Source organism: Variovorax sp. LjRoot290 (assembly GCF_964253985.1).
GTDB lineage: Bacteria > Pseudomonadota > Gammaproteobacteria > Burkholderiales > Burkholderiaceae_C > Variovorax.
Genome location: NZ_CAXURW020000003.1, coordinates 224,463 through 239,094, shown reverse-complemented (window position 1 = coordinate 239,094; position 14,632 = coordinate 224,463). Strand labels below are relative to the sequence as shown.

11 protein-coding genes and 3 pseudogenes are annotated in these 14,632 nt (G+C 63.4%); 6 read left to right on the top strand and 8 right to left on the bottom strand.

All coding sequences use genetic code 11. From position 1 onward, the window contains the following. Window positions 1-162: 162 nt before the first annotated feature. Entirely contained in the window at window positions 163-390 is a 228-nt protein-coding gene (locus ACSQ9A_RS38575) for an autotransporter-associated beta strand repeat-containing protein (protein ID WP_436308018.1), read from the bottom strand. A 241-nt stretch (window positions 391-631) separates the two neighbouring features. Between ACSQ9A_RS38575 and ACSQ9A_RS38570 the strand changes: the two genes are divergently transcribed. The 4 genes and pseudogenes from ACSQ9A_RS38570 to ACSQ9A_RS38555 all read left to right on the top strand — a co-directional run bounded on the left by ACSQ9A_RS38570 (window position 632) and on the right by ACSQ9A_RS38555 (window position 5,577). Continuing rightward, window positions 632-2,413 carry an IS1634 family transposase gene (locus tag ACSQ9A_RS38570; protein ID WP_436308017.1) on the top strand — a complete coding sequence of 594 codons (1,782 nt, stop codon included), beginning with the start codon at window positions 632-634 and terminating at the stop codon, window positions 2,411-2,413. A 231-nt stretch (window positions 2,414-2,644) separates the two neighbouring features. Next, on the top strand, window positions 2,645-3,289 hold the full coding sequence (locus ACSQ9A_RS38565) for a glutathione S-transferase family protein (RefSeq protein WP_436308016.1): 645 nt from the start codon (window positions 2,645-2,647) through the stop codon (window positions 3,287-3,289). Window positions 3,290-3,329: 40 nt separating this feature from the next. Continuing rightward, window positions 3,330-3,434: pseudogene (locus ACSQ9A_RS38560) on the top strand (hypothetical protein); the annotation flags it as partial. A gap of 1,465 nt (window positions 3,435-4,899) precedes the next feature. Beyond that, on the top strand, window positions 4,900-5,577 hold the full coding sequence (locus ACSQ9A_RS38555) for an EAL domain-containing protein (RefSeq protein WP_436308015.1): 678 nt from the start codon (window positions 4,900-4,902) through the stop codon (window positions 5,575-5,577). Between the two features lie 358 nt (window positions 5,578-5,935). Here ACSQ9A_RS38555 and ACSQ9A_RS38550 read toward each other — a convergent pair whose 3' ends face one another. The 7 genes and pseudogenes from ACSQ9A_RS38550 to ACSQ9A_RS38520 form a co-directional block, all read right to left on the bottom strand. Further along, window positions 5,936-6,556, bottom strand: coding sequence for a response regulator transcription factor (locus tag ACSQ9A_RS38550; protein WP_436308014.1), 621 nt, complete (start codon window positions 6,554-6,556; stop codon window positions 5,936-5,938). 177 nt (window positions 6,557-6,733) lie between these two features. Continuing rightward, window positions 6,734-7,192: pseudogene (locus tag ACSQ9A_RS38545) on the bottom strand (transposase); the annotation flags it as partial. Window positions 7,193-7,475: 283 nt separating this feature from the next. After that, window positions 7,476-8,012 (bottom strand): annotated as a pseudogene (locus tag ACSQ9A_RS38540) (IS5 family transposase); the annotation flags it as partial. A 452-nt stretch (window positions 8,013-8,464) separates the two neighbouring features. Beyond that, the gene (locus tag ACSQ9A_RS38535) at window positions 8,465-9,472 is read right to left on the bottom strand and encodes a Csu type fimbrial protein (RefSeq protein WP_436308013.1); all 1,008 of its coding nucleotides are present in this window, start codon (window positions 9,470-9,472) and stop codon (window positions 8,465-8,467) included. After that, entirely contained in the window at window positions 9,469-11,787 is a 2,319-nt protein-coding gene (locus ACSQ9A_RS38530; RefSeq protein WP_436308012.1) for a fimbria/pilus outer membrane usher protein, read from the bottom strand. Before ACSQ9A_RS38530 ends, ACSQ9A_RS38535 begins: the two co-directional genes overlap by 4 nt. Before the next feature lie 53 nt (window positions 11,788-11,840). Next, a complete protein-coding gene (locus ACSQ9A_RS38525; protein ID WP_436308011.1) occupies window positions 11,841-12,704 on the bottom strand; it encodes a fimbrial biogenesis chaperone in 864 nt (287 codons plus the stop codon). Beyond that, entirely contained in the window at window positions 12,701-13,201 is a 501-nt protein-coding gene (locus ACSQ9A_RS38520; protein WP_436291876.1) for a Csu type fimbrial protein, read from the bottom strand. The genes ACSQ9A_RS38525 and ACSQ9A_RS38520 overlap by 4 nt, the downstream gene beginning before the upstream one ends. Before the next feature lie 433 nt (window positions 13,202-13,634). Between ACSQ9A_RS38520 and ACSQ9A_RS38515 the strand changes: the two genes are divergently transcribed. Next, window positions 13,635-14,015, top strand: coding sequence for a hypothetical protein (locus ACSQ9A_RS38515; RefSeq protein WP_436308010.1), 381 nt, complete (start codon window positions 13,635-13,637; stop codon window positions 14,013-14,015). 111 nt (window positions 14,016-14,126) lie between these two features. Beyond that, window positions 14,127-14,459 (top strand): hypothetical protein, encoded by a 333-nt coding sequence (locus ACSQ9A_RS38510; RefSeq protein WP_436308009.1) that lies wholly within the window; start codon window positions 14,127-14,129, stop codon window positions 14,457-14,459. Window positions 14,460-14,632: the final 173 nt, after the last annotated feature.

Here is a 14,632-nt window from a genome sequence, read left to right as displayed (position 1 = left end):
TGCTTACCCCGATTGATCCGCCGTGGTGCATGGCGCCTTCACGCCCTCCTTGTGCATGCCGGCGAGGACCTCGTTCTGGAAATGCGCCATGCGGTAGTCTTTCTGTCTTGCGAACAGACATCGCTTGCTGAGAGAGGGGAACAGGGCGTGGCCGAGTGGCCGCTATCTGCCGCCGCCGATCGTGCCGGCGCCGCCCAGCGTGGCACCGGCTGCCACCGACGTGGCTCCGGCAGCCGCGGACTGGTTGCCATTGACGATCAGGGTGCCGGCATCGACGGCGGTGCTGCCGCCATAGCTGTTGTTGCCGGTCAGCACGGTGATGCCGGTGCCTTGCTGCGTGACGGCACCGCTGCCCGAGATCGTTGGCGATGAAGCGGGCTCGCTGATCACGACGAACTTCCGCCCGGCGACGACGCCGACAAGCGCTGAGCATCAATCGCGCGCGCCTTCGGCATCAATCGCGAGGCGGACGGGCGCTAGCCCATCTTTCTCAACCCAACCCCGATTTCGACGATTTTTCGGGTGTTGAGCGACGCAAGTGCTTGATGCGTATAGGGGTGACGCCGCAAAACGCTTGTGGTGGAGACCTTGGTCCTTGGCGTGCAGGCGAGGGGTTCCTAAACTGCGGCGCATGTTTCTGCGCTGCAACCGACGCCTGAAGGACGGCAAGACGCACGAATACTGGAGCGTGGTGGAGAACCGCCGACTGGCCGATGGGCGCGTGGTGCAAAGGCAGGTGCTCTACCTGGGCGAGATCAACGCCAGCCAGCGCGAAGCCTGGCGCAAGACCATCGAAGTGCACGACGAGGGAACGAGACGCCAGGTGGCGCTGTTCCCGGCCGGCTCGATGCCCGCGGACGACGCGAATGCGGTGGGCATCCGTCTGGACGAACTGCGCCTCGAACGCCCGCGCCAGTGGGGCGCGTGCTGGCTGTCATGCGTGCTGTGGCAGCAACTCGAGCTCGACGCCTTCTGGAGCGCTCGGCTGGCGCCCTCGCGCGAAGGCACCCCGTGGCTGCAGGTGCTGCAAACGCTGGTGGCCTACCGTCTCATCGATCCCGGCAGCGAATGGCGCCTGCACCGCCACTGGTTCGACGCCAGTGCGATGGCCGACCTGCTGCACGCCGACTTCGCGCTGGCCGAGAAGAACACGCTGTACCGCTGCCTGGACAGGCTCACAGCGCACAAGGACGAACTGTTCAAGTTCCTGTGCCGGCGCTGGGGCGAGCTGTTCGCAGCGAAGTTCGACGTGCTGCTGTATGACCTGACAAGCACCTACTTCGAGAGCGATGTGGAACGCAGCGAGCACGACAAGCGCCAGTACGGCTACAGCCGCGACAAGCGAGGCGACTGCCGCCAGGTGGTCATCGCGCTGATCGTCACGCCCGAGGGCTTCCCACTGAGCTACGAGGTGCTCTCGGGCAACACGGCCGACGCCACGACGCTTGGCGACTTCCTCGATCGCATCGAGCAGCGCTACGGCCGAGCCAACCGGATCTGGGTCATGGACCGCGGCGTGCCCACCGAAGACAGCCTGGCGAAGATGCGCCGCATGGGAGCGTCCTATCTCGTGGGCACACCCAAGGGGCGGCTGACCAAGCTTGAGCAAGGCTTCCTCGCACAGCCGTGGCAGCGCGTGCGCGAAGGCGTCGCTGTCAAGCGCCTGGGCGCTGACGAAGACACCTACGTGCTGGCGCAAAGTGCGGCACGCATCGACAAGGAGCGTGCGATGCGCCGCCGCCGGCTCGGCCGCTATGTGCAGCGCCTGCAGGCCTTGCAGGGCCAGACGCTCACGCGCGATCAACTGCTCATGAAGCTCGGCGCCGCCAAGCACGACGCCGGGCGAAGCGCCCAGCTGATCAAGGTTCATCTGCCCGAGGCCAGCAGCAGCGCCAAGACAGCGTCCTTCGAGTTCGAGCTCGATCGCGCCCGGCTGCGCCAGGTGCGCCGCCGTGAAGGGCGCTATCTGCTGCGCACCAACCTCGCAGCCCACGATCCCGCGCAGCTGTGGACGTTCTACATCCAGCTAACCGAGGTCGAGCAGGCGTTCAAGGAGCTCAAGCACGACCTGGCCGTACGCCCGATCTTCCACTCCAGCGAGCAGCGCATCGAGGCCCACATCTTCGTGGCCTTCCTCGCCTACTGCCTGCAGGTCACCTTGAAGGCCCAGCTCAAGCGCCTGGCGCACGGCATCACGCCTGCGGAGGTCATCGCCAAGTTCAAGACCATGCAGATGGTGGACGTGCACGTGCCCACCACCGACGGCAGAGAACTCGTGCTGTCGCGCTACACCCAGCCCGAGGCCGATCACCGCATGCTGCTGGACCTGCTGCGGCTGAAGCTGCCCGATCAACCCCCGCCGAAGATCACCGCCAAACACGCCCGCATCACTGCCCACCCCATCCCGCTGTAGTGGAGACCTTCGAGGTCGTGCTGAATCAAATCAAGCACTTAGCCGGCTTCACACCTGTCAGTTGAGAAAGATGGGCTAGCATCGACGGTTTTTCGTCGAGCCAATCACCGGAGGTCGCGATGCTCAAGATCTATATCGGCAACAAGAACTACTCGTCCTGGACCGACGACGCGCTGGTGGAGAAGCGCTTCGTAGTCGTCGACGAGCCCTATCGGGCGGAGCGCTGAAGCGATGTACCGGCTGCACTGCTTCGCCCAATCGGGCAACAGCTTCAAGGTCGCCTTCCTGCTGTGCGCGCTCGGCCAGCCCTTCGAGACCGTGTTCGTCGACTACATGCAGGGCGGCGCCACGCGCGACCCGGCCTGGCGCGAGACGCTTAACGAGATGGGCGAGGCGCCGGTGCTGGAGGACGGCGCGCTGCGCTTCACGCAATCCGGCGTGATCCTGACCCATTTGGCCGACAAGCACGGCGCTTACGGCGGCCGCACGCCCGAGGAGCGGCGCGAGATCCTGCGCTGGCTGCTGTTCGACAACCACAAGTTCACCAGCTACTTCGCGAGCTACCGCTTCGCCAAGGCCTTCGGAGCCACGGCGCCCGACCCGGCGGTGATGGCCTGGCTCGCGGGCCGCATCGAGGCGGCCTACGGCGTGGTCGAGCGGCACCTGTCGGCCAACGCGTTCATGGTCGGCGCCGAGCCGACCATCGCCGACTTCTCGATGTCGGGCTATCTCTTCTACCCGGCCGAGGAAAGCGGCATCGACGTGCCGGCGCGCTATCCGCATATCGCCGCCTGGGTCGAACGCCTCCAGTGCCTGCCGGGCTGGGCGCCGCCCTACGAGGTGCTGCCCGGCGAACGCATCGCACCGCGCTGGTGAGCCGGCGCCGCAGAAGGCCCCAGCGCCTAAACTGCGGCGGATGCAAACCTATCTCGTCGGCGGCGCCGTCCGCGATGCCCTCCTGGGCCGGCCCGGCAGCGATCGCGACTGGGTGGTGATCGGCGCGACGCCCGAGCAGATTGTCGATCTACGCCCAGCTTTGAGGCCGAAGGCGTTGCGAATCAATGATTTAGGGCAGATTGACCAAGCTAGCCTGAACTCTCTGATAAGGAAGACGACCTGCCTTTCCATCGGTCGTGATTGAAGGCCTAAGACGGAGCGACGGGTCGGAAGCGACTTCAGTCAGGCGGGAAGTCCGCTGATGAGCGGCTGCTCTGGAGCGGAGCGTACAGCCGTTATGGGCCCAGAGCCGCTGTTCCCATTTCTAGGAAGCTGACGTTCAACCCCGTCGTGCACCAGCATGCGGGGTCGGTCCGTCGGCTCACCACCAGCTGGCAGGTGGAGGCGTGCGGCACCTTTGCTCTGGCGAAGTTGGGTGCAAGTGGTCGCCAAACGCATGGCCCCGCAGTGCCAGCAGCGGCGGGCCGAAGTTCCGAGTAGGCCTCCCCCGACCATCTTTATTCTTTTCGACGCACTTTATTCTTCCCCCAATGAAGGCTTGGAATAAAGACCGTCGATGCACCGTCCATGAAGTCGTTTCAGAGCAACCACATCTCGGTTGGACACTTCAGCGGAAAGTTCGTCGAATACTGCGCAAGGTGAGCGCGGGAGTTTCAGAGAGGCGGTCGAAGACGTGCTCAGTGCGCATCGCATCGCCGCTCAACTTGTAGATGGCCGTGTATCGGTATTGCGTCCTGTCATTGAGCAGCGCTAACGCAGGCGAATCCCATGGGTGTCAAGAATGCAGCGAACCGCCGCTGTTTGCGCAGGCAGTTCAATCTCAGGCATTGGGGTCCGAGGCTAGGGTGATGTGAGCGGGCCTTGCGGGGGCGTCGACCGGGATTTTGTTGACGACTCCCAAAGCCTGTGACGCAGCGGACGAGTTTCCCCGGTTGGTTGGGGCGATTGACCGTCGAGGCGCCGAGCGCTGCGTCCAACGGGTATATGTGAGTCCCGTGCAGATCAAGTCCAAGTCTCGTCGTCTAACGCTCCGAAGAGACGGGCGCCTTGGGGCCTTTGCGGAACGCGTTAATGACTAGGCCAAGCAGCACCAGATCGCCGGCAACTAGGGCGCCATCGCCAAGTTGCTCGCCGCGATCCCGTCGTGCAGGTCGTCTACATGAGTACTACCAATGGCTTCATCGCGATCGGGTGCTCGTGGGCGCCGCTGCCGGCAAGCAGGTCCGCTGCGAGAAGCCTCTGACTCGCAATCTGTCGAGCTTGACTGACACGCACCCGATGTTTCACGTGCAAAACTTGTTTACTTCTTCGACGACTTGGAGGCCTCATGGAGTTACCTATCTACCTCAGCGGGGGATTCCTGGTCCTGGGCGTCGGTTGGGTGCTCGCAGCTCTCGGAGAGCCGGCGCCAGTTCTCAACCAGCTCGCGGAAGGTGTGAAGCGATCCGCCGAGTTGATCGATGCCATCTCCGGCACGCCATTGCGATGAAATGAAGTTGCCAGATTTCGGGTCTGTGACGGACTTCACGATGGCATTTCAGCCCATCGTGGATGTGGCACGCAGGGAGATTTTTGCGCACGAGGCGCTGGTGCGTGGAACTCAGGGTGAAGGTGCGGCGGCGGTTTTCGCACGCATCGAACCTGAAGAGCGCTTCGCCTTTGATCAGGCCTGTCGCGCCAAGGCGATCGAACAGGCCGCCATGCTCGGTATGCAGTCGAAGCTCAGTCTCAACGTGCTCCCCAGAGACGTATGCGGCCACGAGGAGTGCTTCAGAAGCGCCATGGTGGTTGCCGAGCGCTGCAATTTTCCAGTTGATCGATTGATCTTTGAGATTACGGAAGCCGAGCGCACCGAAGATATTCCTCGTCTGGTCTCGGTTTTCCAAACCTACAAGCAGTACGGATTCACCTCGGCCATCGACGACTTCGGCGCCGGTTTTGCGGGCTTCGAACTCTTTGCGGGCTTCCAGCCCGACATCATCAAGATCGACATGCACTTGGTCCGCAACATTCACACCGATCGTGTCCGTCGGGCCATCGTGAAGGGTTTTGTCGCCATCTGTGAGGAACTCGATATGAAGGTGATTGCCGAAGGCGTGGAAGCGCCTGAGGAAGTTCATGTGCTGCGGGAACTGGGGATCGTTTTGTTCCAAGGCTATTTCTTCGCAAGGCCCACTGTCGGGGCATTACCGGTGGTGGAGTGGTAGACGCAAATAGCGCGATCGGGTCACGCACCTCATCACGACAGCGATGGTGACGTTGCTCGTCATTCGAGACTTCGGAAGGTGGACAGCAACCTGGCAAGCGAAGCCCGCACAAGGCGCGAGATGTATTGCGCAGAAAAGACGAGGAGAGCATTCGCCGCGCAGAACCGGTTCATCAGTGAAAGGGCGAAAGAGAAGAGAAGTGTCAACGCACGCTTCGACGAAGAGCGCGCCCGTCTCGCCCCGCTTTTGGGCCCGAGGCTCAAGGCCCTTATAAGAACCGCCAGCTGCAGTCGCGAAGGCGCATTCTTTCGGTGATGGAATTCGAGACAAACAGTCGACGCCGTCATGTGCCGGCGTGTCAACTTGAAAGCACGCCATTCTGCCGGGCGAAGTGAAGCGCCTGGGTGCGGCTCTTGACACCCATTTTTCGGAATAGCCTCCACATGTGCACCTTGACGGTGTGCTCGCTGATGTCGAGCTCTTCCCCGATCTCCCGGTTCGTCAAGCCGCGTTCCAGCATCACGATGAGCTGGGTTTGACGCTTGGACAACTTGGTACTGGCCTCGTGGTCTTCTGCCGCTGCATTGGAGGCAGCGCCAAATTCCGAGGTCGGGTCAGCCAAAAGAAGTCCGCGCAGCGCGGCGGCGAGTTCAGTCGACCCTGCTGCCTTTTCGATGTAGATGTCGGCACCGGCCTCGATGCAGGCCTCCTCGAAATCGCTCGCGGGCGACGCTGAGTACACGGCCAGCGGGACACGCGGAAAATGCGCTCTCACCGCGTTCACTCCCGTACATCCTTTGGTATCTGGAAGATTGAGATCCAGGCAGATCATGTCGGGAGCACCGCTTTCTGCGACAGCGGGCACAAGCTTGTCGAGGCGATCCAGCTCTACGATATTTTCCCCAGGGCGCAACCTTCGCAAGACCATCGTGATGGCGTCTCGCATCATCGGATGGTCGTCGACTACGTAGATGTTCATTCCGTTCAGTCTACGCCGCGTTGCCCTAAGGTGCTGCCTAGGGAGACGCTGAACTATGAGCATCGCAGCCAGAGTTGAGGACATGACGAAGGAATGCAGCCGAGAAATCCGTCGACTTCGCGATGCGCGGCCTTCGCCGCATAGGTTTTGCGCCTCGTTCGAGGCCACTTGCGCTGTTCAAGACGCACCTCGGGCTGCGACCCGCAGGAGCGACCTCTTGGCGATGACCAGGTTGGCCAGCCCGAATAGGCTGAACAGCTGCGCTTCGTTCTTGGCCAGGCCCTTGTAGCGCGCCTTCTTGTGACGAAACAGATTCTTGATCACGTGGAACGGGTGCTCGACCTTGGCCCGGATGCTCGCCTTCAGTTGCTCGGCCTTCTCGAGCAGTCGCGCCCACTTGCGCGTCAGGTCCAGCTGCCGGCGCTTGCCCGGCTGCATCGCCACATGCCACTTCGGCCCCTGCGCTTCTTCGCGCTTGTGCACGCCCCGGTAGCCGGCATCGCCGAAGGCCACCGACTCCTGGCCGTGCAGCAGCGCGCCGGCTTGCGTCACGTCGTTGACGTTGGCCGCGGTGCTCACCACCGTGTGCACGAGACCCGATTCGGCATCGACGCCAACGTGGGCCTTCATGCCAAATGTGGCGCTGGTCCATATGTGGCGTCCGGTTGCCTCGGTCCTCTGGAGATCGCTCGCTGAGCGCCACATAAGATTCACCACCGCGCAGCACGGTCCTCTCAGCCCACACAGGACGGCGAACTCTCTTCGACTCCCCAGTCGAGCAAGCGCTGGCATGCCCAACCGAGCCACTATGGATGGGCCTGAGGTCGCTGTGACCCGAATTTATGTGGCGCTCAGCGACAGGTCTCATAGGCGGGTATCCGCCGGGCGCCACATTTGGCATGAAATGTGGTCGACCACATTTCATGCCAAAGTGCCACTGGTTTCCCTTCTTGGTCTGGTGCATCTCGGGATCGCGCGCGTCGCCCTCGTTCTTGGTCGAACTCGGCGCCGCGATGATGGTCGCGTCCACGATGGTGCCCGCGCGCATCAGAAGCCCTTGCTCGGCAAGATGGGCGTTGATCTCCTCGAACAGGGCCTTGGTAAGGTCGTTGTCCAGCAGCAGGCGCCTGAACTTCAGCAGCGTGGTGGCGTCGGGCACCGACTCGCGCGACAGATCAATGCCCACGAAGTCGCGCAGCGCCTGGCTGTCGTACAGGGCATCTTCCAAAGCCTCGTCGGCCAGCCCGTACCACTGCTGCAAGCAGTACATGCGCAGCATCCTGGGGACGCCGATCGGCTGGCGGCCGACGCGCCCGCTCGTGGGGTACAGCGGCTCGATCACGCCGATCAAGCGCGCCCAAGGAACGACGCGCTCCATGTCGGCCAAGAACTTCTCGCGCCGCGTGCGCTTCTTCTTCAATGCGTATTCGGCGCTGGCAAAACTGCGTTGGCTCATGTCTGTCATGCCCTCAAACGTGGTCCTCTCACGCATGCATACACCGTGCCGGGATCGATCAATTGTTCAGCGTCTCCCTAGGCGGCCAGACGTACTTGCGAAACCGGTTGCGAAGCCGCCAATGAAGTACAGGGACTCGGCTCGCCAACCGCTACGGCCTAGAAACGATGAACTGCTGTCCGTTCGGCGATGCTGGGAGCGTCAGCGTCGTCTGCCCAACCTGGCTGAATCGGTACTCACGACCTTCAATGAAGATCGATTTCGTGTTGCTCCAGATGCGGTATTCGCTCCCGCCCTTCACAGGAGTCAACTGCAAAACCCGGAATACTGAAGGAATAGCCGCCGCGATGTTGAGGCTGGTCGACGCACGGTGATCCGTCGCAGATGACTCTGCGACGCAAATTAGAGACGGGAGGAGCCACCGGCGCGTTGCGCGGCGTCATCGGCATTCCCTAGTAAGTCACCGTCACTGTGATCGTGTCGCTGTAGCTGCCGGCAGGCACGTTCTGCGAGGCGGGCACGTGGCCATAGACGGTTTGCGATTGGGCGCTGCCCGTGCCGGTGCCCGTCGCGGTATCCGTTCCGATGGTGCTGCCCCAAGCGAGGTTGTGGCTGCTGTCGCGGAAAAGCTGGTAGCTGACGTAGTTGCCAGTGATGCCCAGCCGCATGCGGCGCGTGCCGCCATCGTGGTTCTGGCCGTTGTCCAGTCCGAGGTTCCAGGCGGTGCGGTTGCGGCAGATCATGGTGACACTGGAGGTGTTGTCCTGCGCGCTGGTGATCGGGCCGGCATGACTGCCGAAGCTCAGGTCGGTCGCGGATGAGAACTGACAGCTCGCCGGAACGGTGGAGGTGACTTCGAAGCCGAACGTGCCGGTGGTGCCCGCTGTGCCGCCGGTGGTGCACGACACGGGATACGTGGCCGCTCCTGTGGTCGACGTGTTGTACTGGAAGGCCAGGTCCGTGTTGTTGCCGAAATAGCTGTCGGTATAGATGCCTGCCGCAACGCTCACTTGCGGCGGAATGCGGCCATACAGGGTGTAGGCCTGGGTGCTGCTTCCTCCCGTGGAGATCGGCACTGCGTAGTCCAGGTCCACCTGCAGGGGTTCGTTGGCCGGCGCCGAGCCCAAGCTGCTGCCCCAGATGGTGCTGTAGGCAGGGTTCTGGTACATCTGAAAATTCAGCGTGTCGCTGGTTGCGTTGAGCATGGCCCTGGGATCAGCGGCCTTGCCGATGCCCAGACACATCCTCACCTTGGCGTTGCCCGACTGAGGCAAGGCGCTTGTCGTACACGTGACGGACAAGCTGGCGGTCGCGGCGGTGTAGCCGGTGACATCGATGCTTCCAAAGACGAGACTGCTCATGGTGGCGCTGCAGGTGGTCGCGGCCCATGCCTGGGGCGCGAACAATAGCCCGCCGGTCAGCCACAGGGCAAACAGGGCGGCGGTGCGCAGCCGGATCATGGTGTCGTCTCCACCGTGCAGGTCAGCGGCCCGATGCGCGGGATGCTGTCTGTCGCTGCCGGATAGTCGAAACGGACGTGGCACGCGCGGCCTTCGGGAGACTGAACGAGCAGGTGGTTGTGCATTTGCAATGTGTCCAGATAGACCTCGCCATCGTAGCCCACGATCGATTCCACGCCCGTGCCTTCTGCATGTTGCGCGCGACTGGCCAGGGCCAGCGGCTGGCCGCTGGCGTCGTGCAGCACGATGACCGCAGCGTGCACCGGACTGATGGCGAAGCGAACGACGGTGCCCGCGCGGTCGCTGGGCGTGGCGTTCTGGTCCACTTGGCTCACGCGCACATTGGCGGGCAAGTCCATCGGGTCGATGGACAACTTGTTGCGCTGCCAGGCGTTCAGGCGTGTGAGGAGCAGCATCCCACGATCGTCGGTCGATCCGATGACACGGTTTTCAAGCTTGACGGGGACGCCCGCAACGCCATCGGTGCTGACCACGGCGAATGCGCCGTTCACGTCGCGACCCGCGAACATGTTGCCATTCATCAACACCAGCGAGCCGCTGGCATTGCCATAGCCGTACGTGTTGCCGCTGGAGTTCGCGATGCCGAGGTTGGCTCGCCCGTAGCGCCCCAGCCAGCCGGCTTCGGCTTGCGCGCCGCGGTCGCCACCGTCATCGCGAAGCTGCGTGCGCCAGCCCCAGCCGCCATCGCTCGGCACGGGGCTGGAAACATCCACGCCGACACTGGTGCGGCCCTGATTGCGCTGCATGGAGGTGCTGGCGGTCACGCGCGCTTCGAGGCTGTAGCTCAGGCCGAAGAACAAGCCGAGGTCCTTGCGGCCGGTCAGGCTGCGATTGAGCGAGGCGTTCAGCAGGAGCCGGTTGCCGAACTGGCGCGACCAGGAGAGGCCCGCGTAGCGAGCGTCGTCCCCACGCGGATAGGCCAGCCGAACATAGCTCACGCCCAGGCTGCCCATCCACGGCACGTTGTAGCCTGCGCTGGCGCGGTCGCTCACACGCGCCGGGTTCTGCCCATAGATGGATGCGATGTCGCGGTACTCACCGCGTGTACGCTGGGTATTCAGGTCGAGAAAAAGGTTCGCCCGATTCCAGCGGTAGCCCAGCGCCCATTGGGTTCCGTGTTTGCCTTGCGCCGCGCCGTAGGCTGCCGAGGCGCTAATCACGCCGGCCGTGCCGAGCAGCCACAGGCCGCCCAGGCCGCCGTTGCGAACATCGGTGCTTCCTTCCGCGTGGGCTTCCAGCGTAAAGCGGTCGCTGATGCCTCGGCGCAAGCTCGCGCTTACAACAGGGGTACCGTCGTAGGAAAAGGACTCTCGTCCGTACTGCAGGCGCACGGCACCCATCGACGCCGACCAGTCGGTGAGCCCTGCGGAGAGCAGCTGCTGGGTGTTATAGAAGGGCAGCGTCATCATGCTGCTGCGCCCGAAGGCATCGGTGATGACGATCTGCGCATTGCCCGCGCCGCTGATGCCCGGATTGCTGTTGAGCCGGAACGGGCCGGTCGGCACCTGGCCGCTGTACTGCTTGAGTCCGTTGACGTAGAGCTCGACCGTCGACGGCACCGTGACTTCGCCGAAGAAGGCTGGCTGAGGCGTGGTCGTGCGGTAGGGTTGCAGGCCGAAGTCGCTGCCGATCCTCACGCCGCCCAGGCGCACCGAACGCGTCCAGCCCAGGCTGCCGGTGACGCTGTCGCCCACCTGGAGCGTCAGCATGCTTTCCGGCCACGAGGCCTGCCACGAGGTGTCCAGCCGCACCGACTCGCCGTGCCAGCCATCATTTGGGGTGCCGCCTCCGTTGCTCAGAAGACGCGTGATCATGGTGTTGCTCACGACGCCTGGGCCAAGTCCGAACAGACGCGTTTCGTGGGCCGCGCTCAACTGGCTGCCGTCGCGGCCGTGCGCAGCATAGAGGTCATAGTTGAACAGCAGGCCCGGCGCGGTGGGACTGAGGGGCAGCGTCGTGGTGCGTGCGCTCTCGAGACGGGTGGTCGCCAGCGACAGAAGGGCCAGCGGCGCATCCAGGTCGATCTGTTGCAGCCGACTGTCGAATCGGACCTTCAGACCCGGCAGTTCGGCCAGCGCCAGCATCTGCTCGCCGGGCTGGTCCGCCAGCGCGAATCCCAGCTGCCGCAGATCGGCCGCGCGGGCGAACAGCGCGCCGCCGCGAGAGATGAAGGGCAGCAGCTTGCCGGTGGGCGTCTGGTTGAGCGTGACCTGAAGGTAGAGCTCGGTGCCAGCGGCGGGCTCGGTCGCGACTGCGAGTGGCTGTGCCTGTGCACATGGCTCGCCCAGAAGCATCAGGGCCGCGAGCAGGGGCGCCGCCCCTCGAAAGGGCGGGCCGGTATGGCGGTTCAGCGTGGGACACCGGATGTCGTCGCGGCGGGGTCGCGCGACAGCAAGGTGCGTTCGGTAAATTCGCCATTGACGCGGGCTTTGAACACCCCGCTGGCGGACGCGCTCGGATGCAGCGTGACCGGCAGATTCCAGCGCCTGCGCTGGCCCGGCAACACGTAGCCGGCGAGTCCGGCGCGTACCGTTTGGCGCTCGCCCGCGGCATCGACAAGCACCAGATCTTCAATCTGGGCATGTGCAGGGCCATCGTTTGCGACTTCCAGTTGGGTCTGTTCGCCTGTTCGCACCAATCGAATCTGCAAGTCAGGCTGGAGCGCGGTCTCAGGCGGACCCACCGCTCCCGGCGTCCGGGGCGTTGCCGGCAGCAAGAACACGGGCAGCGAATAGCGCAGCACGAATTGCAGTCCGGAATGCTTGGTGGCGCGGCCATCAGCGGCGGCGGACCCCACAGCAGGCGCCGAAGCCGGAACCGGGAGTTCGTCGACGATCAAGCGATAGCTGGCTTCGGCCCCCATTGGCGGCGGGCCGAGGCGAATGACTCGCACCAGTTGCCTCTCGCCGGCGGGCACCTGCAGCATGGGCGGGCTGACCGTGAGATCCCGCGTGGGCTCGAGCCGATCCTCGCCGTCTACCTGCGTCCAACGGTAGACGCGCACTTGCGCATGCAGGGGTTGGCTGCCCGTGTTGCTCAGCCAGAGACCGTCAGCGTTCTGGCGCGCCTGCAGCGTGAGCGAGGTGGGTACGACCTGCAGGCTGGCGCCGTTGGCCGGCGAAGTCAGGGTTGCCAGGGCCAGCAGCACCGCTGCGGCAGCGCCCCAGGCGCCCCTCGACTTGTGCTGGCGCCGTGACAGATGGGCGATCAATAGGTGACCGTGGCGGTGATGATGTCGCTGTAGGCGTCCGCAGTGAAGTTGGTGCCGGCGACCGAGCCGTAGACGTTGACCGTCTGGACCACGCCGGTGCCGGTGCCGCCTACTGTGGTGGTGCCAACGGTGTTGCCCCAGTTGGTGGTGCGTCCGCTTTCACGGTACAGCGCGTAGGGCACCTCATCCGTGTTCGCGCCGGTGCCCTTCATCGTGCGTGCGGTCACGGTCGCCAAGGTGCCACTGCCGGCGCTCAGCCCGATGTCGTAAGTCGTGCCCTTGGTGCAGTTAACTTTAAGGCTGCCGGCGCCAGTTGCGCTGCCGGCCGTGGATTGCACCGAGCCGAAATTCACGTCGGTTCCGCCCGTTTCGAAGTTGCAGGCCTTCGTCACGGTCATTTGGACGTTGAAGGTGGTGGTTGGCGTATCGGCCCACGACGGCACAGAAGCTGCAGAAGCCGCAACGATCGCAAGAACAAGAAGGGCGCGTTTAAACATGAACATGATTTTCAGACGTAATGAGAGAGAGGGTTTTCGAGTCAACACAGAAGGAGGTGGCAGCTGCCGAGTCTTCTTCGTGCACGGCTGAATAGTGAGGCTTGCAGAATTAATATGTGGGAATTGGTGGACAAAGATATTGCATTCGTTAAGTAGAGCCGTGCGTGCATCGAGTTGCGGCTGCGTCGGACGACCGTTGAGTGGGTGGACTGGGCTGCGTGTGTCGAGCGCCTACGAGCGAGATCACACGTCGTTCATTTCGAAATGCTTTGGTACTTGGCCTTTGATTCGCAAAGACGTGAACCTTCGACGTAGGACAGAACCCCCAACTTGGGCCGCATTGACTTTGGCCCCGCGCTCTCAGATATAACAAAGCGTCCGGGGATCCGATCAATACCCAGCTTCTGGGAGATCGCCATTGAACGGGTGAAGGATGGACGAAATTAGTACTGAAGAAGATTTGATTCAGGCTGCGATCGCATCCGTCGAGAGGGCAAGGGTGTACATCGAAGGCGGGCGCGAACGCGTTCCGTCCTTCAGCCCAACCGATCTGGGTGCACTGACGCCTGCCGCCCAGGATGAAGCGCTGCGCGTCGAGGCGAAAGCCCATCGGGCGCGCCCCGAATGGGCAGCTATCCAGTGCTGCCTGACCTCATCAAGTCAACTGCTCGAGGTCAGCCGCTCGCTTCTCCAACGGCCCGCCCCTCGCGCGCTGCCGGAGCAGATGGGCGATCGCAAAAAACTGGTGAATGAGGTCAAGGTGGCAGGCCGTACGGCCTACCGTGCGGCGCTCATACTGTCCGGCACGGACTGAGGCGCAAGATGCAATCGAAGTCCACGCCATTCGTTGACGCCGTCACCAGCTTCCAGGGCAAAGCGATTCGACGCAACGCACGGGTTCGCAGGCGATCGGCAGAGGGAACCCATGAGCACCGAGAGGCTGTCTGATCTAAGGCTAAGGGCCTACCTCCAACTGGTGGTGATGGGTGCACCTGACAATTTTCCGAAGTCAGGGCCGTTCACCGGCAATGCCGCACTGGACTTGGAGCATGCGTTCCGGGACCTTCGCGAAGCGGCTCGGCACTTTGAAGCCGAATATGGTGCTGAGCGCCTGGACATCGTCGACGCCCTGTTGGTGGCAGCTCATGGGTGCTACGCGGCCGGAGAGAAGAACAAGGGCGTGCAGCTCTTGCGAGACGTCATTGAGATCCTGTTCCCGAACCGCTTCGCGGGGGAGGATGCGCCGAAGGGGACGTGAGAAGGTGCTCTGTTCGCCGCATGGTGGCGCTTGCGCCCTCCATTCCTTACAACCCTGCACGGGCCATCTGTGGATGGCAGGTAAGAACGGACAGCGGTTCACCGGCGGCGCGCACTCGGGAAGACCGCCGGTCCGAGACGCTAGTAGATGGGAGGGAGTGCAGGCGGGCGAAG

Bases quoted from the DNA above. Each gene is read 5' to 3' on its own strand.
- ACSQ9A_RS38520 (WP_436291876.1), bottom strand. From the start codon at position 13,201: ATGTTTAAACGCGCCCTTCTTGTTCTTGCGATCGTTGCGGCTTCTGCA.
- ACSQ9A_RS38515 (WP_436308010.1), top strand. From the start codon at position 13,635: ATGGACGAAATTAGTACTGAAGAAGATTTGATTCAGGCTGCGATCGCA.
- ACSQ9A_RS38555 (WP_436308015.1), top strand. From the start codon at position 4,900: ATGGCATTTCAGCCCATCGTGGATGTGGCACGCAGGGAGATTTTTGCG.
- ACSQ9A_RS38565 (WP_436308016.1), top strand. From the start codon at position 2,645: ATGTACCGGCTGCACTGCTTCGCCCAATCGGGCAACAGCTTCAAGGTC.
- ACSQ9A_RS38510 (WP_436308009.1), top strand. From the start codon at position 14,127: ATGAGCACCGAGAGGCTGTCTGATCTAAGGCTAAGGGCCTACCTCCAA.
- ACSQ9A_RS38570 (WP_436308017.1), top strand. From the start codon at position 632: ATGTTTCTGCGCTGCAACCGACGCCTGAAGGACGGCAAGACGCACGAA.
- ACSQ9A_RS38550 (WP_436308014.1), bottom strand. From the start codon at position 6,556: ATGAACATCTACGTAGTCGACGACCATCCGATGATGCGAGACGCCATC.
- ACSQ9A_RS38535 (WP_436308013.1), bottom strand. From the start codon at position 9,472: ATGATCCGGCTGCGCACCGCCGCCCTGTTTGCCCTGTGGCTGACCGGC.
- ACSQ9A_RS38530 (WP_436308012.1), bottom strand. From the start codon at position 11,787: ATGCTTCTGGGCGAGCCATGTGCACAGGCACAGCCACTCGCAGTCGCG.